A 24,286-nucleotide genomic window follows, 5' to 3' on the forward strand; every position below is an offset into this window, starting at 1 on the left:
AAAGATGTCAAAGAAGCGTTTGGCCGCGGTCGGCGAGGCGGTTAACTTCTAATCACTTGTTTTTGCTCAAACTGCCAACTGCGCCTAAGCTAGGTGATGACTCTGAGGGAGCCATTCCCCGAGACCTTATTCCGTGAACATGGAGGAGTTTCGATTTGATGCGTTTATCCACATTGGTGCTGGCGATCGGCATGGCGCTGGGCTCGCAGGCACAGGCAGCAGAAACCCAACCTCACGCCGACCATAGCGCGCTGCCCAGCGGCCAGGCGAAGGAGGCTACCGTGACCGGTGAAGCCAATCAGCACGACAAGCAAAAGACTCAGAATCCGTTCTTCTATCAAAGCCGCCTGCCGTTCCAGGCGCCGCCGTTCAACCTGATCAAGGAAAGCGACTACGCGCCGGCGATCGACGCGGGCATCAAGCAAAAGCGGGAAGAGGTGGAGAAGATCGCCAACAACCCGGCCAAGCCCAACTTCAAGAATACCTTTGTGGCGCTGGAGCAGGCCGGTTCGCTGCTGACGCGGGTGATGAACGTGTTCGGCGCCATGACCTCGGCCAACACCAGCGACGCGCTGCAGAAGCTGGATGAAGAAACCTCGCCGAAGCTGGCGGCGCTGAACGACGACATCATGCTCAACGGCAAGCTGTTCGCGCGCATCAAGGCCATCTATCAAGATCGCGATGCGCTGAAGCTGGATCCGGAGTCGCGTCGGCTGGTGGAAGTCACCTATAAAAACTTCGAGCTGGCGGGCGCCAACCTGTCGGACGCCGACAAGGCCAAACTGAAAGCGCTGAACCAGGAAGCGGCGACGCTGAGCACCCAGTTCACCAACAAACTGCTGGCGGCGAGCAAAAACGGCGCGCTGGCGATAACCGACCCGGCGAAGCTGGACGGTCTGTCCGAAGGTGAGCTGGCCGCGGCAGCGCAGGCGGCCGCCGAGCGCAAGCTGGAGAAACAGTGGCTGTTGGTGCTGCAGAACACCACCCAGCAGCCGCTGCTGCAGAGCCTGAAAGATCGCGGCACCCGCCAAGCGCTGTTCGACGCCTCCTGGACGCGTGCGGAGAAGGGGGACGGCAACGATACCCGCCAGACCATTTCCCGTCTGGCCAAGGTGCGCGCCGAGCAGGCCAAACTGCTGGGCTACCCGAACTACGCCGCCTGGAAGCTGCAAAACCAGATGGCCAAAACGCCGGATGCCGCGCTGAGCTTTATGCGCAACATCGTGCCGGCGGCCACCGCGCGCGCCGAGCGTGAAGCCAAAGACATTCAGGCGGTGATCGATCAGCAGAAAGGCGACTTCAAGGTGCAGGCCTGGGACTGGCAGTTCTATGCTGAACAGGTGCGCAAGGCCAAGTACGATCTGGACGAATCGCAGATCAAACCTTACTTCGAGCTGAACAACGTGCTGAACAACGGCGTGTTCTACGCCGCCAACCTGCTGTACGGCATCAGCTTCAAAGAACGCAAGGACATTCCGGTCTACCAGCCGGACGTCAAGGTGTATGAAGTGTTCGACAAGGACGGCAAATCGCTGGCGCTGTTCTACACCGACTACTTCAAGCGCGACAACAAGGGCGGCGGCGCCTGGATGAGCAACTTCGTCGATCAGTCGAAGCTCAACGGCACCAAGCCGGTGATCTACAACGTCGCCAACTTCACCAAACCGGCGCCGGGGCAGCCGGCGCTGCTGTCGTATGACGACGTGATCACGATGTTCCACGAGTTCGGCCACGCGCTGCACGGCATGTTCGCCGATCAGGAATACCCGAGCCTGTCGGGCACCAACACCGCGCGCGATTTCGTCGAGTTCCCGTCGCAGTTCAACGAGCACTGGGTCAGCGATCCGAAAGTGTTCAGCCACTTCGCCAAGCACTACCAGACCGGCGAGGCGATGCCGCAGGAACTGGTCGACAAGATCAAGAAGGCCGACAAGTTCAACAAGGGCTACAGCATGACCGAGCTGCTGTCCGCCGCGCTGCTGGACATGCACTGGCACATGCTGACCGCCGATCAGCCGCAGCAGGACGTGGACAAGTTCGAGGCCGAGTCGCTGCAAAAAGACAAGGTGGATCTCAGCTATGTGCCGCCGCGCTACCGTTCCAGCTACTTCCAGCACATCTGGGGTAACGGCTACGCCGCGGGCTACTACGCCTATCTGTGGACGGAAATGCTGGCGGACGACGCCTTCCAGTGGTTCACCGAGCACGGTGGCCTGACCGCCGAAAACGGCCAGCGTTTCCGCGACATGATCCTGTCGCGCGGCAACAGCCAGGATCTGGAGAAGCTGTACATCGACTGGCGCGGCAAAGAGCCGAGCATTGAACCGATGCTGATCAACCGCGGGCTGAAGGACGAATAATCCCGAGGGTATGAACAAGGAGAGTGAATAAACCAACGGCACGCCAAATGTCGGGTCGCATTCCGACGTTTGGCGGTGCCGTTTTCTGGTCGGCAGGGAGAAGACAAGCTACCTGGCCTGAATTTCATGCACCAAATCGATAAATGCTTTGAGCCCCGGAGGCACATGTCGTCTGCCGGGATAATAGAGACGCAATCCGCCGAAAGCTGGGCACCATTCGTCCAGTACGCTAATAAGGCGGCCTGATGCGATGTCTTCGCGGGCAAACCAATCTGAAACGAAGGCAATCCCCACACCGCTCAATGCGGCACGATGAATGGCGCGCATTTCATTCAATACAATGCGCGGCGGTACGTTGACTCGAAGTTTCTGCTGGTGGCGTTCCAATTCCCAATGGTAAATCCCCCCGTGTGACATACGCATCCCGACGCTTTTGTGCCGTAACAGATCCTCCGGCGATTGCGGTATGCCATGTTCAGCAAAATAGTCTGGTGTAGCGACCACCAACATGCGGATATCTCCCGTTAGCTCCACGGCGATCATGTCCTGCGGGACGGACTCCGCCAAACGGATCCCCGCGTCGTAACCTTCCGCCACAATGTCCACCATTCTTGATTCGCTGGTGATATCGAGCCGCATTTGCGGGTAACGCCGCAAATACGTTTCGATCAACGGTTCGTAGAGCAGGGAGACGCACTCCTGCGGTGCGCTGATGCGCAGCGTGCCGGTTGGCGCGTCGGGCTGGGTGGCGATCTCTTCCGATGCACGCCGAATCTCGGCCAGAGCGGGGGCGATTCGTTCTACATAACGCGCGCCCGCCGGCGTCAGCGCCACGCTGCGGGTCGAACGGTTAAACAGACGTATTTTCAGGCGGCTTTCCAACCCGGCCACCGCATTGCTGACGGCGGTGGCCGACATGCCTAATTGCCGTGCTGCGGCGCGAAAGCTTTGTCGCTGCGCTACGGCCAACACGGCTTCCAACTCTGTCAGTCCACTGCGATGCATAGATTATCCCGATTATCGGTACAGTTCGTACAGGATAGACCCACTTATCGTATTGATCATCTGTTTCTATACTCGTTTGACTAATCGGAACATGTGGAGCACACCATGCAAAAAATTGACAGCATTTATATCAACGGTGAATTCGTGACACCCCACGGTGAAGAACGCTTCACGCTGTTTAACCCGGCGACAGAAGACGTGATTGGCACTGTGCGTCTGGCGGACGAGGTGGATGCCGAGCGGGCGATTGCCGCAGCCAAGGCCGCATTTCCTTACTGGTCCAAGACCAGTAAGGCGGAACGCCTTGCCGTATTGCGCCGTATGCACAAAGCGGTTATGGCCCGTGAAGATGCGCTGATGGACGCTGTCGTGATGGAATATGGCGCGCCCAAAATTCGTGGGCGCTGGATGGCCAGTTACCCGGCGGACGCGATAGCTCAGGCGATCGACGCGCTGGAAAATTTCGAGTTTACGGAACAGGCGGGTAAGGCGCAGGTCATCATGACGCCTGTCGGCGTCGCCGGGCTGATTACGCCTTGGAACAGCGATGCCGGATTTATCTGCAACAAACTGGCGACGGCAATGGCGGCAGGGTGCACCGCGGTGATCAAACCCAGCGAAATGAGCGCGATGCAAACGCGGGTCATCACCGAAGCGTTGCACGACGCGGGCATTCCTGCCGGGGTATTTAACATTATCACCGGGCGAGGCGAGGTGGTGGGTGAGGTCATTAATCGACATCCCGATATTGCCAAGATCTCGTTTACCGGTTCCACGGCGGTGGGCAAACATATCGTAGAAAGCGGTGCAGAATCGCTGAAACGGGTGACATTGGAACTGGGGGGCAAATCGCCGACGCTGATCCTGGACGATGCGGATGTCATGCAGGCCGTGCCTTTGGCGCTTGCCGCCGGTTTTATGAATAGCGGCCAGGCCTGCATTGCAGGCACGCGAATTCTGGTGCCGCGCAGCCGTCAGGCGGAGTTTGAACAGGCGATCGCCGACGCGGTAGGCAAAGTCCGGTCGGGCGATCCGCGCGATGAAAATACGGAAATCGGCCCGATGGTGAGCCAAAAACAGTGGCAACGGGTGCAGGATTATATACGCTTGGGCGAGGAAGAAGGGGCGACATTGTTGGTTGGCGGCGTTGGCCGTCCATCGGGTATGGATAAAGGCTGGTGCGTGAAGCCTACGGTATTTGCGGGCAATAACCGGATGCGCATTGCCCGGGAAGAAATTTTTGGTCCGGTGCTGGTGATCATCCCTTACGACAATGAGGCCGAAGCGCTTGCGATCGCCAACGACACCGCCTACGGGCTGAGTGCGCTGGTGTTAAGCGGCGATCGCGAACGCGGGGTGCGGGTGGCGCAGCAGATTGACTCCGGGCGTGTTCTGGTGAACACGTTGGATCATGAACCTAAAGCGCCGTTTGGCGGTTTCAAACAGTCCGGGCTGGGCCGCGAGATGGGCAAATGGGGGATGCAGGTTTATCTGGAAGCAAAAACGTTGTTGGTGGGGTAACCCAGAGCCCATCGTCGTTATTGACATGCCCTGTTATGGGGAGAAAACGGCGCAAGAATCAAAGCAGACAACGGTCCCTTATCATCATTGTCATTGTCTTGCGCCTTTTCCCTTTCTATTAACGCTCAGCGGTTCACCACCTTGGCCGGCAGGGCCACCACCAGCAGCGAGCTGAGCAGCAGGCAGCCGGCGAAGGCCCAGAGCGCGCCGCCGCTCTTGCCGGTCAGATCCAGCGCCAGCCCCATCAGCGAATTGCTCACCAGCCCGGCGATGTTGGCCAGCGAACAGGCCAGCGCGAAGCCGGTCGCCGCCGCCGTGCCGCGCAGGAAAGTAGCCGGCAGGCTGAAGAACACCGGCACCGCGCCGATGATCGCCGCCTGGGCGATGGAGAACAGCAGCACCGTGGCCAGCGCGTTGTGAGTAAAGAAGGTGCTGCCGGCCATCGCCAACGCGCCGATGATAAACGGCACGATGATATGCCAGCGCCGTTCGCGCAGCCGGTCCGAACTGCTGCCGATCAGCAGCATGCCGAGCAGGGCGGCGACGCTGGGGATCGCCGTCAGATAGCCGATGGTGGTGATGTCGGTGACGCCGGCGGTTTTGATGAAGGTCGGCATCCAAAAGCCCATGGCGTAGGCGCTGAGCAGAATAGCGAAGTCGATGCCGCCGAGCATCCACACCTTCAGGTTGAAGAAGCCGTCGCGGAAGCTGTGCTTGCCGTGATCGGCCTCGGCGTCGTCACGCGCCAGATCGTCGGCGATGCGTTGTTTCTCCTCGGGCGTCAGCCACTTGGCCTGCTGATAAGTGTTAGGCAATAGCCAGAAGGTCAACACGCCCAACAGCACGCTGGGAATGCCTTCCAGCAGAAACAGCCACTGCCAGCCGTGCAGCCCGTGGCGCATGTCGAAATGGCCCATGATCCAGCCGGAGAGCGGCCCGCCGATCACGCTGGACAGCGGCAGGCCGATCATGAACAGCGCGATGATGCGGCCGCGGCGATAGGTCGGGAACCACAGCGTCAGGTAAAAGAGCACGCCGGGCAGGAAACCGGCCTCCGCCACGCCGAGCAAAAAGCGAATGACGTAGAACTGGGTCGGCGTGGTGACGAACATGGTGGCGGTGGACAGCAACCCCCAGGTGATCATGATGCGGGCGATCCACATCTTGGCGCCGACGCGCTGCAGGATCAGGTTGCTCGGCACCTCGAACAGAATATAGCCGACGAAGAACAGCCCGGCGCCCAGACCAAAGGCCGCTTCGCTCAGCTGCAGCGCGTCGGCCATCTGCAGCTTGGCCAGCCCGACGTTGATGCGATCGAGGTAGGCCGCCAGGTAGCACAGGCAAAGAAACGGGATCAGTTTCCAGGTGATTTTGCGGTACAGCAGCAGCGATTCTGCGTCCGCTTTCCCCGCCAGCGGGGTGTCGACAATGGCCATGATGTTGTCTCCAGGTGGTGCGTGTTGGCCTCCGCAGGAGGCGCCTGTTGTGTTTGCGTTGCATGGGCGCAGCCCTGTTTCGGGCGGTCGCGTGAGGCGCTGTCTGCGCCTTCGTTATTGTCGTTGCAGGTGAATCGTTGACTCATAACCGGTTCAGGTAGTCGAGCGCCTCCCGTTTGTGCACCACATCGCCGTATTTGCTGTCGATGTCGAACAGGTTGGCTTCGTGCGGGCCGGGGTGACGATCGCCGACGCACTCGCGCACCACCATGGCGCGAAAGCCGTGCTGCACCGCATCCACCGCGCTGGCGCGGATGCAGCCGCTGGTGGAACAGCCGATCATCAGCAGCGTGTCGATCCCTTGCGCCACCAGCAGCGGCGCAAGCGCGGTGCCGAAGAAGGCGCTGGCGTATTGCTTGCTCAGCACCACCTCATCGGCCAGCGGCGCCACCGGCGGGCAGAACGCCGCCAGCGGGTTGCCCGCCACCATGTCTTTCATCACCGGCGCTTTCTTCACCCACAGGCCGCCATCGGCAAAATGGCCTGCATGATAGCGGATATGGGTGTGGATCACCGGGATTCCCGTTCGGCGCGCGCAGGCCAGCAGCTCGCGGCTTTCCTCGACCGCGCTGACTACGCCCGGCGCGAACAGCGGCGCGCCTTCGGTGGTGTAGGCCTGCATAAAGTCGATCGCCAGCAGCGCCGGGCGCCGGCCGAAGCCGATGCGCTGGCCCCAGACGCCGCGATAGTTGTCGCTGAGGGTGTCGTTCATTCTGCCTCCTCAATAGGCGCCGGACAGCAGGGCGCCGGCGCCTGGGACGATCGGCTCCAGCTCCAGCGCGGTCAGCATCGCGTAAGTGGTGGCGATGGCGGCGGTGATCACCGGTTTGCCGGTTTGGGCCTCCACCGTCGGGACGGCCGGCAGCGAAGGCATCTGCACGCAGGCGGACAGCACGATAGCATCGACCTCACGTAAGTCCATCTCGGCGACGATCCCCGGCAGCCTGGCCGGATCGTGCCGGCCGACGTCGAGGTTGTCCGGGATCTCCAGCGCGCGCCATACCTTGACCTCGATGCCTTCGTGCTGGATGTAGTCCACCACCAGTTGGGTCAGCGGTTTCATGTAGGGCGCCACCAGCGCGATGCGTTTGGCGCCGATCACCTTCAGGCCGTTGACCAGCGCGCCGGCGCTGCTGATGACCGGCGCGGCGGCCTGATTGTCTTTCGTCACCTGCGCCAGCCGGGCCTGCGATTCGCGGTGGTAACCCAGCCCCATCGCCATGATGGCCACCAGGCAGGCGTAGCCGAGCACGTCGACCCGCGCGTCGGACAGCTCCAGCGCGCAGCGATCGGACTCGGCGTCCATCGCCGCCAATTCTTCTTTATTGACGTGTTTCATGCGCATGCGGCTGGAGTGAAAGGTGAAACGCTCAGGGCGTATCAGCTGGCGCGCGCCCAGCATCGCCGGGATCTCGGTTTCCATCGTGGTGTTGGAGCTGGGCACGATCTGGCCGATGCGGTAGTGGTTGCTCATGTCGGTGTTCCTCAGTTAATCCAGAAAATCGCCCAGGGCGCGGAAGAAGCCGTCGAAATCGTCCCACGGGATCATGTGTCCGGCGTTCTCGACCTCGACGATGGCGATCTCCGGCTGCAGCGCGCGGATCTCCGCCCGGTCTTCGGGCTGAATGACGCCGCCTTTGCCCGCGGCCATCAACAGCGTCGGCATGGTCAGCTGCGGGTAGTCGCGGTGGCTGTCCACCTGATGAAAATCGTCGTAGGCGCGTTGGATCGCCGGCTCGTAGCAGGTATGCAGCCACTCGGCGCGCAGCTGGCGCTGTTCTTCGCTCCAGGTTGGGCAAAAGGCGCGCATCTGCTCGGCGCTCATGCCCGGCAGCGACTGCCGGATGGAGTCGGCGTACCACGGCCATTGGCCGGGATAGGCGCGGCGGCCGGGGCCGGAAACCGGCGGATCGACCAGCACCAGCCGCCGCACGCCGGCGGGCCGCAAAACGGCGGCGCGCAGGGCGAAGCGGGCGCCCATCGAATGGCCGAGCAGGGCGTAACTGTCCAGGTTCAGCGCGGCAGCGAAGGCGTTGACGTCCTGTGCGCAGGTCTCTGCGTCATAAGCCAGTTCCGGGCCGCTGGACGACAAACCGCGGCCGCGCACGTCGAGCACGTAGACGTCGTATTTTTCCCCCAGCCGCTCGGCGACGAAGCCCCAGGTGATCGCCGGGCTGGTGATGCCGGGGACCAGGATCAGCGCCGGGCCGTGGCCGCCGTAGCGCAGATAGTGTTGGCGAATGTCGTTGGCGTGAACGTGGGCGCCGTAGAGGAAGGTGCTCATGCGGCGTTCTCCGATTTCAGCGCTTGCGCGTACAGGTCATAGCCGTAAACCCAGGCCGGATCTTCCTGGGTGCGCAGGAAGGTGTTGGCGTTGGACACCGCCTGCACCCTGGATGCGCGCTCCTTGCGGTTGGCTTCATACAGCTGGAAAGCGGTGCGGTAGTCGCTGAGGCCGGTTTCCTGCAGGCAGCGGGTCAGCATGGCGGCGTCTTCGATCGCCATCGCCGCGCCCTGCGCCATGTGCGGTTTCATCGGATGGCAGGCGTCGCCGAGCAGCACCAGACGGCCTTCGCTCCACAGCGGCAGCGGTTTGCGGTTCAGCAATGGCCATTTGGTGACCTGTTCGCTGGATTCGATCAGCGCCTGCACGATCGGGTGGTAGCCGGCGAAGGTCTCGAACATCTCTTCGCGGCTGCTGTCGATGAAGCTGCCCTGGAAATCCCAGGCCGGGTGCGGCACGCCGCTGACGTAGTAATACTCGTCGCGCCGTTGGGTGGTGTAGTAGACCATCAGATGGCGGTCCGCCGACCACCACTTCACGCAGTCTTCGAACGTCAGGTTGTATTTCGCCAGCTTCTCGCCGCGGATCAGCGCGCGGTGGGCCACCCAGCCGCTGTAGGTCGGCGCTTCAGCGCCCAGCAGGTGCTCGCGAATGCGCGAGTTGATGCCATCGGCGCCGATCACGATATCGGCGTGGGCCGAGGTGCCGTCGACGAAGTTCAGCACCACCTCGTCACCGCGATCTTCAATCTTGCTCAGGCACTTGCCGAAGTGCAGGGTGCCGGGCTGCAGCGCGGAGAGCTGCAACGCCTGCAAATCGCCGCGGTGCACCGTCACATAGGCGGCGCCGTACTCCCGGCGGGCGAAGGCACCCAGTTCGATGCGCGACAGGTAGTCGCCGCTTTCGGCGTCGCGGCTGAACCAGAAATCGGGATGAGACGCCATCTGCTCCAACCGTTGCTCAATACCGAGGCGGCGGAAAATCTTCAGTACGTTCGGCCCCATGTGAATGCCCGCGCCGAGGCGTGAGAACGCCGGGCTCTGTTCATACAGATCGACGGTAAAGCCGGCTTTTTGCAGCAGCCCGGCGGCGGCGGCGCCCCCCAGCCCGGCGCCGACGACGGCGATGCGTGGTTGTTTGCTCATCATGTTTCCCCTGTCTGTTGGCTTTTTTCAGCGTAGGCCCAACGCGTGGCTGGACGATCGATTTATAGTGTATACGCTAGATAACGCAAAGTTGCAAAAGTGTTAAATCAGATCTCGCTCACGCTAATTGACAGCGCGTTACTGTTAAACTCATGTTAATCACAGGATTGATGCGGGATGAAATAGGACTTTCTTATGGTGGATATTCGCAGCTTGCTTTCTTTTGCTTTTTTGACTTAGATGAAATGAGTGTGTTCACTTTAAATTGTTTGAAAAATCACCGCCGCCTTGCGGGCGTCGGTCACCCTTGACGAGACAGGAGACAGGCCATGGCGGTCAATGAAACCCAGTTGGTACAGCTGTTCGAGCAGGTGCTTACGCTGTCGAAGGTCGATGCTTCGCAGAGCGTGGCGATTTTGAAAAGCCATTATTCCGATGCGCGCACGGTGCGCGCCGCGACCGACGCAGCGCTGCGGCTGGGCGCCAAGGTGTATGCCGTCGAACTGCCGGCGTTCAACCATCCGCGAGCGATGGGCAACGACATGACCGCCTATTGCGGCGATACTGCGCTGACCGGCAATCTGGCGGCGCAGCGTGCGCTGGAGGCCGCCGACCTGATCGTCGATACCATGATGCTGCTGCATTCGCCGGAGCAGGAACAGATCCTGAAAACCGGCACCCGCATCCTGCTGGCGGTGGAGCCGCCGGAGGTGCTGGCGCGCATGTTGCCCAACGCGGAGGACAAGGCGCGGGTGCTGGCCGCCGCCGCCGTGCTGGAGCAGGCGAAGCTGATGCAGGTGACCTCCGCCGCCGGCAGCGATTTCCGCGCGCCGCTGGGGCAATACCCGACGGTGACCGAGTACGGCTATGCCGATGAACCGGGGCGCTGGGATCACTGGCCGAGCGGTTTTCTGTTCACCTGGCCGAATGAGGAGCAGGCGGAAGGGGTGCTGGTGCTGGAGGTCGGCGATATCTTGCTGCCGTTCAAAAGCTATGCGCGCGAACGCATCACGCTGGAGATCGAACAAGGGTTCGTCACTCGCATTCACGGCGGCTTTGAGGCGGAATACCTGCGCGAATACATGAAATACTTCGACGATCCGGAGGTGTACGGCATCTCGCATATCGGCTGGGGTCTGCAGCCGCGCGCCCAGTGGACGGCGATGGGCCTGCACGACAAGAACGACGGCATGTGCATGGACGCGCGCGCGTTCTACGGCAACTTCCTGTTCTCCACCGGGCCGAACACCGAAGTGGGCGGCACGCGCAAAACGCCTTGCCATATGGATATCGCGCTGCGCCGCTGCGACATTCGCCTCGACGGGCAAACGGTGGTGGCGGACGGTGAAGTGGTGGCGCCGGAGGCGTCGCGCGTGCGCCGGGCGTAATCGTTGCTGCCAACGGCGGGGGTTTGTACTATTCTCGGGGATTCCATAGATGGTGAGAGTAACGCAATGACGCCCCCCGAATACCCGTCAGCCGTGAGCGGCCAACCCGAAAATTATCATTTTACCGAGCAAGTCGGGCACCTGCTGCGCAAGGTTTATCAGCGCCACGTGGCGATTTTCCAGCAAAACGTCGGCGATTCGCAACTGACGGCGGTGCAGTTCATCACCCTGTGCGCGGTGCGCGATATGGGGCCGAGCTCGCTGACCGAGCTGGTGCAGGTGACGGCGGTGGATCAGGCCACCATCCGCGGCATCGTCGAACGGCTGAAGGCGCGCGATCTGATCACGGTGACGCCGGATCCGATCGATCGGCGCAAGGTGGTGGTCGGCCTCACCGACGCCGGCGGCGCGCTGCTGGCGGAAACGGTGCCGCAGGCGGCGAAAATCACAGAACTGACGTTCGGTACGCTGAACCCGGCCGAACGGATAGCGCTGATATTCCTGCTGAATAAAATGCTGGAAGAACCTGCCACCGGCTGATTCGCCCGCGCAACGTCGGTTGCCTGGTGGTCGGCGGCGAGAGGCCAGTCCATAAGATCATCACGTGCAGGCGGAGACGCGAACAATGGCGATATCTGAAGTGCAATCGCCCAGGGACGGCGCGAAAACCACGCTGACGGAGCATCCGCTGATGCTGTCGGTGAACGGCGAACAGCTTCATGCGCAGGTGATGGCGGATACGCCGCTCTTGCTGGTACTGCGCAACGATCTGGCGCTCAACGGCCCGAAATACGGCTGCGGCCTGGGCGAATGCGGCGCGTGCACCGTGCTGATCGACGGCGTGGCGGCGCGCTCCTGCGTGATCCCGGCGCTCGGCGTGTCCGGCCGGGCGATCGTGACCCTGGAAGGCCTTGGCGATCGCCAGCGCCCGCACCCGGTGCAGCGTGCCTTTATCGAAGAGCAGGCGGCGCAATGCGGCTACTGTCTCAATGGCATGATCATGACCACCAAAGCCCTGTTGGATCGCAATCCCGCCCCGAGCGAGGCGGAGATCCGTCAGGCGCTGTCCGGCAACCTGTGCCGCTGCGGCACCCATCTCGAAATCCTGCGTGCGGTTCAGCGCGCCATCATTCTCTGTCGCGATGAGGACGCCCACGCCCATGACTGATTCCCGTGTCCCATCGCCGAGCCAGGCCGACTTGCTGCAGCGCGACGGCGTGCTGCTGATCGTCGACAGCGTGCAACCGCCGCCGGGGCTGGTGCCCAAGGGGCAAACGCCGGTGCTGAAGCCCAAAGAGCAGGGGCTGTTTATCGCCCTGTGCGGCAGCGGCGAAATCTATGCCTTTAACGGCCATGTCGATCTCGGCACCGGCGTGCGCACCGCGCTCGGGCAGATCGTCGCCGAAGAGCTGTACCTGCGCATGGATCAGGTGCAAATGGTGTTGGGCGATACCGAACGCGCGCCGAATCAGGGCGCCACCATCGCCAGCGCCACGCTGCAGATCTCCGCCGTGCCGCTGCGCAACGCCGCCGCCGAGGCGCGCCGTTGGCTGTTGCGCCAGGCGGCGCAGCGCTTCGATGCGCCGGTGGAACAGCTGACGCTGGAAGAGGGCGTGATCCGCAGCCCGCAGGGGCAGGCGCTCAGCTACGCCGAGCTGGTGGCCGGCGACCATGTCGAACTGCCGATTTCCGGCGACGCACCGCTGAAACCGCAGGCAGAATATCGCCTGGTGGGCACCAGCGCCGCGCGCGTCGATATTCCGGCCAAGGCGACCGGCGAAACCACCTACGTACACGATATGCGCCTGCCGAACATGCTGCACGGTCGGGTGGTGCGGCCGCCCTATGCCGGGTACGACAGCGGCGAATTCGTCGGAACCAGTCTGCTGGCGGTGGACGAAACCTCGATCGCGCATATTCCCGGCATCGTCAAACTGGTGGTGATCGGCGATTTCATCGGCATTGTCGCCGAGCGCGAAGAGCAGGCGATTAAGGCGGCGCAGGCGCTGCAGGTCAGCTGGAAAGACTGGCGCCGCAATTTGCCGCAGATGACCGACGTGGCGCAGGCGCTGCGCGACAACCCGCATTCGACCCGGGTGGTGCACGATACCGGCGACGTGGACGCGGCGCTGGCGGCGGCTGACAGGCGTTTCACCCGCAGCTACCTGTGGCCGTATCAGCTTCATGCCTCGATTGGCCCTTCCTGCGCGCTGGCGGACTACCGGCCGGAGCGTCTGCAGGTCTGGTCAGGCAGCCAGAACCCGCACCTGCTGCGCGCCGATCTGGCCTGGCTGCTGGAGTACCCGGAAGCGCAGATCGAGATCGTTCGCATGGAGGCGGCCGGCTGCTATGGCCGCAATTGCGCCGATGACGTCTGCGCCGACGCGGCGCTGCTGTCGCGCGCGGTGGGCCGGCCGGTGCGGGTGCAGCTGACCCGCGAGCAAGAGCATGTGTGGGAACCGAAGGGCACGGCGCAGCTGATGGAGGTGGACGGCGGGCTGGACGCCGCCGGGCACCCGGTCGCCTACGATTTTCGCACCTATTATCCTTCCAACGGCGCGCCGACGCTGGCGCTGTTGCTGACCGGCCGAGTCGAGCCGCTGCCGGTGGCCTATGAAATGGGCGACCGCACCTCGGTGCCGCCTTATGAGTATCCGGCGCTGCGCGTCAGCATCGAGGACATGGCGCCGATCGTGCGCGCCTCCTGGATGCGTGGCGTTTCCGCCTTGCCCAACACCTTCGCCCACGAGTCTTATATCGATGAGCTGGCCCACGCCGCCGGCGTCGATCCGCTGGAGTATCGGCTGCGCTACATCCATGATGAACGCGCCAGTGAACTGATGCGCAGCACCGCAGAACGCGCCGGCTGGACGCCGCATACCGAACCGATGCAGACCCCGGCGGAAGACGGCGTGCTGCGCGGGCGCGGCTTTGCCTACGCCCGTTACATCCACAGCAAGTTTCCCGGCTTTGGCGCGGCCTGGGCCGCCTGGGTGGCCGACGTGGCGATCGACAAAGCCAGCGGCGAAGTGGCGGTAACGCGCATCGTGGTCGGCCACGACGCGGGCATGATGGTTAACCCGGACGGCGTGCGTCACCAAATCCACGGCAACGTATTGCAATCGACCAGCCGGGTATTGAAAGAGCGCGTGACCTTTGAGGAATCGACGGTCTCCGCCAAAGAGTGGGGGGCTTACCCGATCCTGACCTTCCCGGAGGTGCCGGAGGTGGACGTGGTGATGATGCCGCGCCCTTACGATCCGCCGCTGGGCGCCGGGGAGTCGGCGTCGGTGCCCAGCGCGGCGGCCATCGCCAACGCGGTGTTCGACGCCACCGGCATTCGTTTTCGCGAGCTGCCGATCACCTCGGACAAGCTGCGAGAGGCGCTGAACGGGCCGGACGCCGAGCGGCAGGCCGCGCCGCCCAAGAAAAAGAAGCGCGGCAAATGGTGGTTCGGCGGCGCGGCGGGGCTGTTCGGCGCGGTGCTGGGCATCGCCGGCAGCGCCTTGCCGTGGCGGGCGGAGATCGCGCCGGTGGCGACGCCCGGCGCCGGCACCTGGGCGGCCGCCACGCTGGAGCGCGGCCGTCAATTGGCCGCCGCCGGAGACTGCGCGGTTTGCCATACCGCGTCGGAAGGGGCGACCAACGCCGGCGGGTTGGCGATGGCGACGCCGTTCGGCACGCTCTACAGCACCAACATTACCCCGGACGTGGCAACCGGCATCGGCAACTGGTCGTTTACCGCATTCGATCGGGCGATGCGTCAGGGCATCGCCCGCGACGGCCGCCACCTCTATCCGGCATTTCCTTACACCGCCTTCAGTAAAATGACCGACGGCGACATGCAGGCGCTGTACGCTTATCTGATGTCGCAACCGGCGGTGCGCCAGAGCAATCCGGCCAATCAGATGCGCTTCCCGTTTAACCTGCGGCCGCTGATGGCGGGCTGGAACGCGCTGTTCCTGCGCCAGGGGGAATATCAACCCGATCCGCAACAAAGCGCGCAGTGGAACCGCGGCGCCTATCTGGTCAATGGGCTCGGTCACTGCGCCGCCTGCCATTCGCCGCGCAATCTGCTGGGGGCGGAAAAGGGCGGCGCGGCTTTCCTGGCGGGGGGGATGGTGGACGGGTGGGAAGCGCCGGCGCTGAATCAATTGGCCAACGCGGACAAACCCTGGACCGAGGAACAGCTGTTTCAGTACTTCCGCAGCGGGCATTCCGCCGAGCACGGCGTGGCGGCCGGGCCGATGGGGCCGGTGGTCAGCGAACTGGCGACGTTGCCGCAGAGCGATCTGCGGGCGATGGCCAACTATGTGATGTCGCTGAGCGCCAAGGCGACGCTGAATGTGGAACCGCAGGCGCAGTTGGCGGCCCGCGCGTTGCCTGCGGGTCAACTGGCGGGCGAGCGGTTGTTTCAGGGCGCTTGCCAGGCCTGCCACAGCGCCGCCGCCGGCGGACCGCAGCTGTTCGGCGTCAGCCCGGATCTGGCCAATAACACCAATATCTTCAGCGATCGCCCCGATAACCTGATCAAGGTGATCCTGCAAGGGATCCCCAAACCGGCCACCGCCGAATTGGGCTTTATGCCGGGCTTTAAGGACAGCTTTTCCGATCGGCAGGTGACGGCGCTGGTGAATTATCTGCGCCAACGCTATGCCGGCGACAAACCGGCCTGGCGCGACGTGGAGGCTCAGGTGGCGCGGCTGCGCGCAGAGCCGGGCACGCACTGAGCCGCCTCAGGCTTGGCGCAGGAACGCCACCAGCCGCTGCGCCGGCAGCGGCAGCTGCGCCAGGTCACGCACCGCGATCGACAGGCGTCGGGTCGCCCACTCGTCCGTCAGCGGCAGGGCGCCGTGTCGGATCTCCGGATGGCGTTGGGCGCTCTCTTCCGGCACCACCGCCAGCCCGGCGCCGCGCAGCACCATGCGGCAGATGGCGTCGAAATTAGCCGCACGCGCCCGCAACCGCATCGGGCCGCCGCTGCGTATCGCCAGCTGTTCCAGATGCTGTTGCAGCGCACTCTCTTCCGGCAGACCGATGAAATCAAAAGGCAGGGCGTCCGCAAAGCTGAGCGTGCGGCGGCCGCTGAGCGCATGCCCCGGCGGCAGCGCCAGCACCAGACGATCCTGGCGAAAAGGGTAACTTGTCAGCCCGCGCAGATCGGCGTGGTCCGCCACGATGCCGATATCCGCCGCCCGTTCGGCGATGGCCTGCGCGATGGCCGGGCTGGGCAACTCCTCCAGCGCGATGTCGGTGTGCGGGTGCAGCACCAGAAAATCCGCCAACAGCTCCGGCAGAAAAGCGTCGGCGGCGACGGTATTGGCGACAATGCGCAGCTGGCTGCGCTGGCCTGGCGCGAACTCGGCCATATCACCCCGCAGCCGGTCGCGCTGTTGCAGCAGCACACGCGCGTGTTGCAACAGGCGCTCACCGGCCGGCGTCGCCTGGACGCCGCGCGGATTGCGCGTCAACAGCGCCACGCCGGCCTGTTGTTCCAGCCCGCGCATGCGGGCGCTGGCGGCGGCCAGCGACAGCCCGACGCGCTCGGCGCCGGCGGTGATGCTGCCGGTTTCGAGCACCGCCGCCAACAGCCGCAGATCGATAAAGTCAAAATGCATGCGTTCTTCCTCTGTCTTTGCCGCAGGCAGGCTCTGCCATTGCCGCATTGTGCCGCGGCGCGGCGCCGGCCACAATCGGGCCGTTGATTCGCCATAAGGATAGACGCATGTCGCTGACGTTACTCGAGATTATCGCCCTGACGGGCATTTTTACGCTGGCCGGCACGGTCAAAGGGGCGATCGGTCTGGGGTTGCCGACGGTATCGATGGGGTTGCTCAGCCTGATGATGCCGCCGGGGCAGGCCGCCGCGCTGCTGCTGTTGCCCTCGTTGATCACCAATCTGTGGCAGTTGCTGTGCGGGCCGCGGTTGGGGGCGCTGTGCCGGCGGCTCTGGCCGATGATGCTCTGCGTCATGCTGGGCACGTTGCTGAGCGCCGGCGCGCTCACCGACATCGACGGCCGCCTGGCGCCGCTGGCGCTGGGCGTTTGCCTGATCGGCTATGCGCTGCTGGGTTTTACCCGTTTCGACTGGCGCGTTTCCGCCACGGCAGAGCCTTGGCTGGGACCGCTGTGTGGCCTGGTGACCGGTACGTTGACCGGCGCCACCGGCGTATTCGTCATACCGGCGGTGCCCTATCTGAATGCATTGGGCCTGGCGCGTGACGATCTGGTGCAGGCGCTGGGGTTGTCGTTCACCGTCTCGACGCTGGCGCTGGCCGCCGGATTAGCCTGGCATCAGGCGCTGCCCGCTACGCTGCTCGGCGGTTCGCTGTTGGCGCTGTTGCCGGCGCTTGCCGGCATGTGGCTGGGGGAGAGGGTGCGTCGTCATTGGCGCCCGCAGCTGTTCCGCCGCCTCTTCTTTATTGGGTTATTAATCTTGGGCGTTGAGATTATTTGGCGATTCAATTAATTGAATCGATAGTGCCTACGTGTAATTAGGTTCGGTATATTATTCTGGGTTTTATTTTAATATGATTGTTTTCAATGTTTAAAATATAATTTTCTTATTGGATTCTTTATGAAATACAGAGTGGTTATGGATTGTTATTAGTGTGTTTTACTTTTGCCACTACAGCTATTTTTAATGACTGTAAAACCAGTAAGCCCATAGGAGAGTATTTATGAAGGAAATTTTAAGTGGCCAATTCGATGCGGTGTCGGGTGGATGGCTGGATTGCGATGGGAGTGGAAAAAGATCGTCTGATAACGGAGAGGGGGTATATGATGAATAGATATATTTTTTTATAAAGAGGGATGAATCAAAAGTGCTAAGAAAGGAAGTGGTTACACGAGAAATTATTAAGGATATGAAGCGGAAGGGATTCAGAAAGCATCATGTCGAAGTGGAGGCTGATAACGGAAGCGATGCCATTAAAAAATTAAATAAGAACAGCACTGATTATTTGGATTCATTGAAATATTTTTCCGGTGATTTATTGTTTTGTTCTATTTGTGTTATTGTTATGACGATAGTCTATTTCGCCACGATGGAAATGAGTTAGGGTCAGATACTGTTGGATTTGAAGAAATAAAAAGGCTTATCGAACTGGATTTCTCTGATTTTCCCTGGATATGACATTGCCATTGAGTGAAACATACGTTCATAAAAATCTATTGGCGCCAGGATCACTCAGAAGATTTAAAGGCGTTTACTTTAATAGTTTCATATCCTATCGCCAAAATTAACTGACCTGCTGCTTGTTTTATTGTCAATACAATAGCCTGTGAATTTGAATGTTAGCTATCAATAAGGGATGCTGATCATGTTTCGCCAGGAAGCGATCGATAATCAGAGAATGAAATGGCGTGGCAGGGCGCTCCTGCTACCCGGTATTCCCGTTTGGGGCACGACAGGGCTCTGCCTGTTTTTCTTAATCGCCTTTCTCACCTTCGCGATCGCCGGTACCTATACCCGGCGGGTCAACGTGACCGGCGAGATCAGCACTTATCCGCGCGCCGCCAACGTCTATTCCGCCGTCCAAGGGATAGTGGTCAAACAATTCGTCACCGAAGGGCAGGTGATTGCCGTTGGTGCCCCCATTTACCAGATTGACGTCAGCAAGAGCACCCGTAGCGGTGTGATCAGCGACAACCAGCGCCGGGATATCGATGGCCAGCTGGCACGCATTGCGCAAATCATCAGCCGACTGGAAAGCAGCAAGCAGGCCACGCTTATCATGCTGGAACAACAGAAGGCGCAATACACCGCTGCATTCACCCGCTCCACTGATATCCTCAAACGCGCCCAGGAAGGGATACGCATCATGAAGGAAAACATGGAGAACTACCGGCACTATCAGACCAAGGGGTTGATCAATAAGGATCAGCTTACCAACCAGGTGGCGCTGTATTACCAGCAGCAGAACAACCTGCTGGGCCTGTCCGGCCAGAACGAACAGAATGCGCTGCAGATCACCGCGCTGGAAAGCCAGATCCATATCCAGGGTGCCGAATTCGACAACCAGATTTACCAGATGGAACTGCAGCGCTACGAGCTGCAAAAGGAGCGGCAAAACATAGATGCCACTGGCGATATTATCGTTCGCGCGCTGGCCGGAGGCCGTATCGATTCGCTGAGCGTCACGGTTGGCCAAATGGTCAACGTCGGCGACAGTCTGCTGCAGATTATCCCGCAAAACATCGATCGCTATGCCCTGGTACTGTGGGTGCCCAACGACGCCATCCCCTACATCGCCGCCGGCGATAAGATCAATGTGCGCTATGACGCCTTTCCGGCGGAGAAATTTGGTCAGTTCGCCGGCACAGTGTCCGTCATCTCCAAAGCCCCGGCTTCGCCGCAGGAAATGCTGACCTACCAGGGAGCGCCCAAAACGGCGCTGACCGCCGCCGTGCCGTACTACAAGGTGATCGTCATGCCGGAGAAACAGGCCATTGCCTATGACGGTAAACGCCTGAGCCTGGAAAACGGCATGAAAGCGCAAAGCACTCTGTTTCTGGAAAAAAGGAAGATGTATCAATGGATGCTCTCGCCGTTCTACGACATGAAACACAGCGCGACGGGGCCAGTCAATGAGTAGGACCACATTCAAACAGCGGGTCAGCCAACTGGATCTGCGGCTGCGCCACCGGGTTCCGATGGTGCACCAGACCGAGTCGTCGGAATGCGGGCTGGCCTGTCTGGCGATGATCTGCGGTTATTACGGCAAAAACATCGACCTGATCGCGCTGCGCCGGCAGTTCAACCTGTCATCCCGCGGTGCAACGCTGGTTGGACTGACCGGTATCGCCGAGCAATTGGGGTTGAGCACCCGTCCTCTGTCTCTGGATCTGGACGAACTCGGTGCGCTAAAACTGCCCTGCATTCTGCACTGGGAATTCAACCATTTCGTGGTGCTGGTCAGCATCAAAGGCCACCGCGCGGTGCTGCATGATCCGGCGCGCGGGCGCCGGGCCGTCAGCCTGACGGAACTGTCGCACAGTTTCACCGGCATAGCGCTTGAGGCCTGGCCCGGCAGCGAATTCACCGCCGACAGCGTCCGTCATCGCATTCATCTTCGCACGCTGATCGGCAGCGTGCATGGCCTCAAGGGGGCGCTCGGCAAAATCTTTTGCCTGTCTCTGGTGTTCGAAACCATCAACCTGGTGATGCCCATCGGCACGCAGCTGGTGATGGATCACGCTATTCCTGCTGGCGATCGCGGGTTACTGTCGCTCATCTGCGCCGGATTGATGCTCTTTATCTTGTTGCGGGCTGCCATCGGCATGGTGCGGGCATGGTCAGGATTGGTCATGGCGACGCTTATCAACGTTCAGTGGCAGGCCGGGTTGTTCACCCATCTGTTGCGCCTGCCGCTCGGTTACTTTGAACGTCGTAAATTGGGTGACATTCAGTCACGCTTCGGTTCACTGGATACGCTGCGCAGCACTTTCACCACCAGTATCGTCGGCGCCATCATGGACGGCATCATGGTGATCGGTGTGTTGGTGATGATGGTGCTGTATGGCGGCTGGCTGACCTGGGTAGTGCTCACTTTCACCGCGCTTTATGTGTTGATGCGGCTGCTTACCTATGGATATTACCGTCAGCTGTCCGAGGAGGCGCTGGTGAGAGAGGCGCGGGCCGGCTCGTATTTTATGGAAACGCTGTACGGTATCGCTACCGTCAAGATGCAGGGCATGGCAGAACGCCGCATCGCTCACTGGCTAAACCTTGAAATCGACACCATCAACACGGGTATCCGCGTCACCCGAATGGACATGCTGTTTGGCGGGATCAACACCTTCATAGCGGCGTGTGATCAGATCGTCATTCTGTGGTTGGGAACCAGCCTGGTGATCGATAACCAGATGACCCTCGGCATGTTCGTGGCGTTCGGCGCCTTTCGGGGGCAGTTCTCCGACCGCATCGGGTCGCTGACGGAATTTTTGCTGCAGCTGCGCATGATGAGCCTGCATAACGAGCGCATCGCTGATATCGCCCTGCATCCGCGGGAGGCGCGTAAGCCCGATCACCCTTACACGGCGGGCCTGCAACCTTTGGGATTGACGACCCATGCCCTGAGCTATCGTTACGACAGCCAGTCACCGGCTATTTTTGATGGCCTGGACATCAGCGTTGCGCCAGGCGAAAGCGTGGCCATCGTGGGCCCGTCCGGCGCCGGCAAAACCACGTTGATGAAGGTGCTGTGCGGACTGTTTACCCCGGATTCAGGGCGGGTTGAGGTGAACGGCGTCGATATCCGGCAGCTCGGCATCAACAACTACCACAAAATGATTGCCTGCGTGATGCAGGACGACAAACTGTTCTCCGGCTCGATCCGGGAAAATATCTGCGGGTTCGCGGACGAGATGGATGATGCCTGGATGGAAGCCTGTGCCCGTGCCAGCTATCTGCATGAGGTGATCATGCGCATGCCGATGGGGTATGAAACCCCGATCGGCGAGTTGGGGGAGGGATTGTCCGGCGGGCAAAAACAACGATTATTCATAGCCCGGGCAATCTACAAAAAACCGGCTATTTTGTTCCTGGACGAGGCCACCAGCGCGCTGGATAAGGAGAGCGAAGCTGCCGTGAATCAGGCAATTAAGAGACTCAACATCACTAAGCTGATCATTGCCCATCGTGAAACGACCATTGCGTCGGCAGATCGAGTTATACATTTTGGATAAGGGGGGATATCACCTGCGGCACCGGCCATTTACACTGTTTTTCCCCCTAAAAACCCAATAGGTTCAGGCCGCCAATGACGATTGCTTTCATCGGGCTGTTCTCCTCGCATGGCGATAACCGAAGCGGCGATTATCGTGCCCGCTAGCCTGGGCGGTGGCGCGCGGGCTGACGTAGAGGGGCGGCCGCAAACGCAAAGTGGTGCAGGCAATGAACGGCGACGGGGCAAGGCGATTTTTGCTGCCCGCTTCCGCTTTCAATTTACGGCGCGGCGCATTGCGCGATATTCTGGTTTTCTGATGGGCTGACGGCGGATGAGGGAACCATGACAGACAGCCAGGCGTTTGAACAACAAAGCCTCGACAATCTGCTGAGCTATTGGCGGCGCCATCGCCGCCTGCCGGGCGCGCGCTATCCGGCCGGCCCGACCGACACCCTGTGCGACGTGCCGGGCGTCAGCGTCGGGCATCACACGCTGGCCGACGGCGAATGCCAGACCGGCGTTACCGCTATCGTGCCGCCGGGCGATCTGTTTAACCAGCCGCTGCCGTGTGGCAGCGCGGTGCTCAACGGCTTCGCCAAGCCGCTGGGGCTGGTGCAGCTGAACGAGCTGGGGGTGCTGCAAACGCCTATTCTGCTGAGCAACACCTTCGCCGTCGGCACGCTGTTCAACGCCATGGTGCGGCGCAGCTGTCTGCGTTATCCGCAGATCGGCCGCGGCAGCGCCACCATTAACCCGCTGGTGCTGGAGTGTAACGACGGTTACCTCAACGATATTCAGGCGATGGCGGTGCGTGAGGAGCACGTCTTCAGCGCGCTGGATAACCATTCCACCCGCTTTGCGCGCGGCAGCGTCGGCGCCGGGCGCGGCATGAGCAGTTTCGGCTTGAAGGGCGGCATCGGCACCGCCTCACGCTATTGCCCGGGGCTTGGCACCACGCTCGGCGTGCTGGTGCTGGCCAATTTCGGCACCCTCGACTCGCTGACGCTGAGCGGCGTGCGCGTCGGCCAGGCGTTGGGCAAACTGTTGGCGGACCCGCCGCCGCAGGTGGACGCCGGTTCGGTCATCATCATCATCGCCTGCGATCGGGCGCTGGACAGCCGCCAACTGAACCGCATCGCCCGCCGCGCGGGCGCGGGTCTGGGGCGGGTAGGCAGCCATTGGGGGCACGGCTCCGGCGACATCGCGCTGGCGTTCTCCACCCGGTTGCTGGGGGCCACGCTGCCGGACGAACGGCTGGAGCCGCTGTTTGCGGCGGCCGCGGACGCCACCGAATACGCGGTGCTGGATGCGTTGCTGAGCGCCGAGGGCGTCAGCGGTTTCCAGCAGCATGCGCGCGTGGCGCTGGGCCCGCTGCTCGATCGGCTGGCGGCAAATTAAATAACGGGAGTGTGATGTGAAAGTCTTTATCTCTGCGGATATCGAGGGTATTGCCGGCGTGATGCGGCCGGAGCAGTGCAACCCGGGCCATGCCGACTATGCGGCGGCGCGCGAGCTGATGGAGCAGGAGGTCAACGCCGCCATCGACGGCGCTTTCGCTGGCGGCGCCACCGAGGTGACGGTGGCCGACAGCCACGCCATGATGCAGAACCTGCGCGCCGATCGCATCGATGCGCGGGCGCGCCTGGTGCAGGGCAAACCGCGCGGGTTGTCGATGGTGGAAGGGCTGCAGCATCAACGTTACGACGGCCTGATGTGCATCGGTTATCACAGCGCCGCCGGCGAACGCGGCGTGCTGGCGCATACCATCAACGGTCGGGCCTTTTATCGCGTCAGCCTGAACGGCGAGGTCGTAGGCGAAAGCGATCTGTATGCGGCGATGGCGGCGGAGTTGAACGTGCCGTTGTGGCTGGTGAGCGGTGACGACGAGCTGCAACGTTGGATCGCTGAACGTTATCCGCAATCCGGCTATGTTTGCGTAAAACGCGCCATCTCGCAAACCGCCGCCGAATCGCTCAGCCCACAGCGGGCGCGGGCGGAGATCCGCGAGCGGGCGATGCAACAGGTGCGCCAGGGCGCCAGACTGCCGGTGGAGCGCCGTTTTATGCCGCCTTACCGGCTGACGCTGATGGCGGCCAAACCGGTGCTGGCGGATCTGTTCAGCCTGGTGCCTGGCGTGGAGCGCCAGGACGCGCTCACCGTGGCCTTCGACAGCGACAACATGGCGGCGCAAATCAACCTGCTCAGCGTCTTCTCCTCTCTGGCGGCGACGCAGAGCTGACCCCGGTGCGGGTGCCTGCCCGCACCGCACGATTCTCCAATAGAAAAACCCTCTTCAACATTAAGTCTACTGGATAATAGGCTACGCTAATTATTGCTCTGTTGCGCTATATCATCTGACGGGCGCGACAAGCCATTCCCATAACAAGATTTGTTTCGCCGAAGGCAGTGACGCCTTC

At 61.7% G+C, this 24,286-nt stretch carries 18 protein-coding genes and 1 pseudogene; 12 read left to right on the forward strand and 7 right to left on the reverse strand.

Annotated features, from left to right (window positions below):
- Positions 1 to 158: 158 nt before the first annotated feature.
- A complete protein-coding gene (gene dcp, locus ACP39K_RS00400) occupies positions 159 to 2,360 on the forward strand; it encodes a peptidyl-dipeptidase Dcp (RefSeq protein WP_033640427.1) in 2,202 nt (733 codons plus the stop codon).
- A 108-nt stretch (positions 2,361 to 2,468) separates the two neighbouring features.
- On the opposite strand, the gene ACP39K_RS00405 is transcribed toward dcp, so the two are convergent.
- Positions 2,469 to 3,365 carry a LysR family transcriptional regulator gene (locus ACP39K_RS00405; protein ID WP_244758194.1) on the reverse strand — a complete coding sequence of 299 codons (897 nt, stop codon included), beginning with the start codon at positions 3,363 to 3,365 and terminating at the stop codon, positions 2,469 to 2,471.
- A gap of 105 nt (positions 3,366 to 3,470) precedes the next feature.
- Between ACP39K_RS00405 and ACP39K_RS00410 the strand changes: the two genes are divergently transcribed.
- Positions 3,471 to 4,886 carry an aldehyde dehydrogenase family protein gene (locus tag ACP39K_RS00410; protein WP_497008209.1) on the forward strand — a complete coding sequence of 472 codons (1,416 nt, stop codon included), beginning with the start codon at positions 3,471 to 3,473 and terminating at the stop codon, positions 4,884 to 4,886.
- 125 nt (positions 4,887 to 5,011) lie between these two features.
- On the opposite strand, the gene ACP39K_RS00415 is transcribed toward ACP39K_RS00410, so the two are convergent.
- From ACP39K_RS00415 to ACP39K_RS00435, 5 genes are all read right to left on the reverse strand, one after another.
- A complete protein-coding gene (locus ACP39K_RS00415) occupies positions 5,012 to 6,322 on the reverse strand; it encodes an MFS transporter (protein WP_016927840.1) in 1,311 nt (436 codons plus the stop codon).
- A gap of 142 nt (positions 6,323 to 6,464) precedes the next feature.
- Positions 6,465 to 7,094 (reverse strand): N-carbamoylsarcosine amidohydrolase, encoded by a 630-nt coding sequence (locus ACP39K_RS00420; RefSeq protein ID WP_033634448.1) that lies wholly within the window; start codon positions 7,092 to 7,094, stop codon positions 6,465 to 6,467.
- A gap of 9 nt (positions 7,095 to 7,103) precedes the next feature.
- Complete coding sequence (locus ACP39K_RS00425) at positions 7,104 to 7,856, reverse strand: maleate cis-trans isomerase family protein (RefSeq protein WP_016927838.1); 753 nt, start codon at positions 7,854 to 7,856, stop codon at positions 7,104 to 7,106.
- Positions 7,857 to 7,871: 15 nt separating this feature from the next.
- Complete coding sequence (locus ACP39K_RS00430) at positions 7,872 to 8,666, reverse strand: alpha/beta hydrolase (RefSeq protein WP_033640424.1); 795 nt, start codon at positions 8,664 to 8,666, stop codon at positions 7,872 to 7,874.
- A complete protein-coding gene (locus ACP39K_RS00435; RefSeq protein WP_033634195.1) occupies positions 8,663 to 9,814 on the reverse strand; it encodes an FAD-dependent monooxygenase in 1,152 nt (383 codons plus the stop codon). Before ACP39K_RS00435 ends, ACP39K_RS00430 begins: the two co-directional genes overlap by 4 nt.
- 326 nt (positions 9,815 to 10,140) lie before the next feature.
- On the opposite strand from ACP39K_RS00435, the gene ACP39K_RS00440 reads away from it, so the two are divergent.
- The 4 genes from ACP39K_RS00440 (at position 10,141) to ACP39K_RS00455 (ending at position 15,929) form a co-directional block, all read left to right on the forward strand.
- Positions 10,141 to 11,199: a 2,5-dihydroxypyridine 5,6-dioxygenase gene (locus tag ACP39K_RS00440; protein WP_025302742.1), complete on the forward strand. Its 1,059-nt coding sequence runs from the start codon at positions 10,141 to 10,143 to the stop codon at positions 11,197 to 11,199.
- A gap of 66 nt (positions 11,200 to 11,265) precedes the next feature.
- The gene (locus tag ACP39K_RS00445; RefSeq protein WP_028128198.1) at positions 11,266 to 11,739 is read left to right on the forward strand and encodes a MarR family winged helix-turn-helix transcriptional regulator; all 474 of its coding nucleotides are present in this window, start codon (positions 11,266 to 11,268) and stop codon (positions 11,737 to 11,739) included.
- A gap of 85 nt (positions 11,740 to 11,824) precedes the next feature.
- A complete protein-coding gene (locus ACP39K_RS00450; RefSeq protein WP_033640422.1) occupies positions 11,825 to 12,367 on the forward strand; it encodes a (2Fe-2S)-binding protein in 543 nt (180 codons plus the stop codon).
- Positions 12,360 to 15,929 (forward strand): molybdopterin cofactor-binding domain-containing protein, encoded by a 3,570-nt coding sequence (locus ACP39K_RS00455; protein WP_497008210.1) that lies wholly within the window; start codon positions 12,360 to 12,362, stop codon positions 15,927 to 15,929. The genes ACP39K_RS00450 and ACP39K_RS00455 overlap by 8 nt, the downstream gene beginning before the upstream one ends.
- A 6-nt stretch (positions 15,930 to 15,935) precedes the next feature.
- Here ACP39K_RS00455 and ACP39K_RS00460 read toward each other — a convergent pair whose 3' ends face one another.
- Positions 15,936 to 16,817 (reverse strand): LysR family transcriptional regulator, encoded by an 882-nt coding sequence (locus ACP39K_RS00460; protein ID WP_261280445.1) that lies wholly within the window; start codon positions 16,815 to 16,817, stop codon positions 15,936 to 15,938.
- 107 nt (positions 16,818 to 16,924) lie between these two features.
- Here ACP39K_RS00460 and ACP39K_RS00465 point away from each other — a divergent pair, with 107 nt between their 5' ends.
- The 6 genes and pseudogenes from ACP39K_RS00465 to ACP39K_RS00490 all read left to right on the forward strand — a co-directional run bounded on the left by ACP39K_RS00465 (position 16,925) and on the right by ACP39K_RS00490 (position 24,108).
- The gene (locus ACP39K_RS00465) at positions 16,925 to 17,668 is read left to right on the forward strand and encodes a sulfite exporter TauE/SafE family protein (RefSeq protein WP_048796054.1); all 744 of its coding nucleotides are present in this window, start codon (positions 16,925 to 16,927) and stop codon (positions 17,666 to 17,668) included.
- Positions 17,669 to 17,982: 314 nt separating this feature from the next.
- Positions 17,983 to 18,260 (forward strand): annotated as a pseudogene (locus tag ACP39K_RS00470) (hypothetical protein).
- Between the two features lie 261 nt (positions 18,261 to 18,521).
- Entirely contained in the window at positions 18,522 to 19,796 is a 1,275-nt protein-coding gene (locus tag ACP39K_RS00475) for an HlyD family secretion protein (RefSeq protein ID WP_497008211.1), read from the forward strand.
- Positions 19,789 to 21,888, forward strand: a complete 2,100-nt coding sequence (locus ACP39K_RS00480) for a peptidase domain-containing ABC transporter (RefSeq protein WP_048795306.1) — start codon at positions 19,789 to 19,791, stop codon at positions 21,886 to 21,888. The genes ACP39K_RS00475 and ACP39K_RS00480 overlap by 8 nt, the downstream gene beginning before the upstream one ends.
- A 323-nt stretch (positions 21,889 to 22,211) precedes the next feature.
- Complete coding sequence (locus tag ACP39K_RS00485; RefSeq protein WP_033640413.1) at positions 22,212 to 23,267, forward strand: P1 family peptidase; 1,056 nt, start codon at positions 22,212 to 22,214, stop codon at positions 23,265 to 23,267.
- Positions 23,268 to 23,283: 16 nt separating this feature from the next.
- A complete protein-coding gene (locus tag ACP39K_RS00490; RefSeq protein ID WP_161544687.1) occupies positions 23,284 to 24,108 on the forward strand; it encodes a M55 family metallopeptidase in 825 nt (274 codons plus the stop codon).
- The last annotated feature ends 178 nt before the right edge of the window (positions 24,109 to 24,286 follow it).

It is taken from the genome of Serratia sp. EC4, assembly GCF_059652115.1.

Bases quoted from the DNA above. Each gene is read 5' to 3' on its own strand.
- dcp (WP_033640427.1), top strand. From the start codon at position 159: ATGCGTTTATCCACATTGGTGCTGGCGATCGGCATGGCGCTGGGCTCG.
- ACP39K_RS00405 (WP_244758194.1), bottom strand. From the start codon at position 3,365: ATGCATCGCAGTGGACTGACAGAGTTGGAAGCCGTGTTGGCCGTAGCG.
- ACP39K_RS00410 (WP_497008209.1), top strand. From the start codon at position 3,471: ATGCAAAAAATTGACAGCATTTATATCAACGGTGAATTCGTGACACCC.
- ACP39K_RS00415 (WP_016927840.1), bottom strand. From the start codon at position 6,322: ATGGCCATTGTCGACACCCCGCTGGCGGGGAAAGCGGACGCAGAATCG.
- ACP39K_RS00420 (WP_033634448.1), bottom strand. From the start codon at position 7,094: ATGAACGACACCCTCAGCGACAACTATCGCGGCGTCTGGGGCCAGCGC.
- ACP39K_RS00425 (WP_016927838.1), bottom strand. From the start codon at position 7,856: ATGAGCAACCACTACCGCATCGGCCAGATCGTGCCCAGCTCCAACACC.
- ACP39K_RS00430 (WP_033640424.1), bottom strand. From the start codon at position 8,666: ATGAGCACCTTCCTCTACGGCGCCCACGTTCACGCCAACGACATTCGC.
- ACP39K_RS00435 (WP_033634195.1), bottom strand. From the start codon at position 9,814: ATGATGAGCAAACAACCACGCATCGCCGTCGTCGGCGCCGGGCTGGGG.
- ACP39K_RS00440 (WP_025302742.1), top strand. From the start codon at position 10,141: ATGGCGGTCAATGAAACCCAGTTGGTACAGCTGTTCGAGCAGGTGCTT.
- ACP39K_RS00445 (WP_028128198.1), top strand. From the start codon at position 11,266: ATGACGCCCCCCGAATACCCGTCAGCCGTGAGCGGCCAACCCGAAAAT.
- ACP39K_RS00450 (WP_033640422.1), top strand. From the start codon at position 11,825: ATGGCGATATCTGAAGTGCAATCGCCCAGGGACGGCGCGAAAACCACG.
- ACP39K_RS00455 (WP_497008210.1), top strand. From the start codon at position 12,360: ATGACTGATTCCCGTGTCCCATCGCCGAGCCAGGCCGACTTGCTGCAG.
- ACP39K_RS00460 (WP_261280445.1), bottom strand. From the start codon at position 16,817: ATGCATTTTGACTTTATCGATCTGCGGCTGTTGGCGGCGGTGCTCGAA.
- ACP39K_RS00465 (WP_048796054.1), top strand. From the start codon at position 16,925: ATGTCGCTGACGTTACTCGAGATTATCGCCCTGACGGGCATTTTTACG.
- ACP39K_RS00475 (WP_497008211.1), top strand. From the start codon at position 18,522: ATGTTTCGCCAGGAAGCGATCGATAATCAGAGAATGAAATGGCGTGGC.
- ACP39K_RS00480 (WP_048795306.1), top strand. From the start codon at position 19,789: ATGAGTAGGACCACATTCAAACAGCGGGTCAGCCAACTGGATCTGCGG.
- ACP39K_RS00485 (WP_033640413.1), top strand. From the start codon at position 22,212: ATGACAGACAGCCAGGCGTTTGAACAACAAAGCCTCGACAATCTGCTG.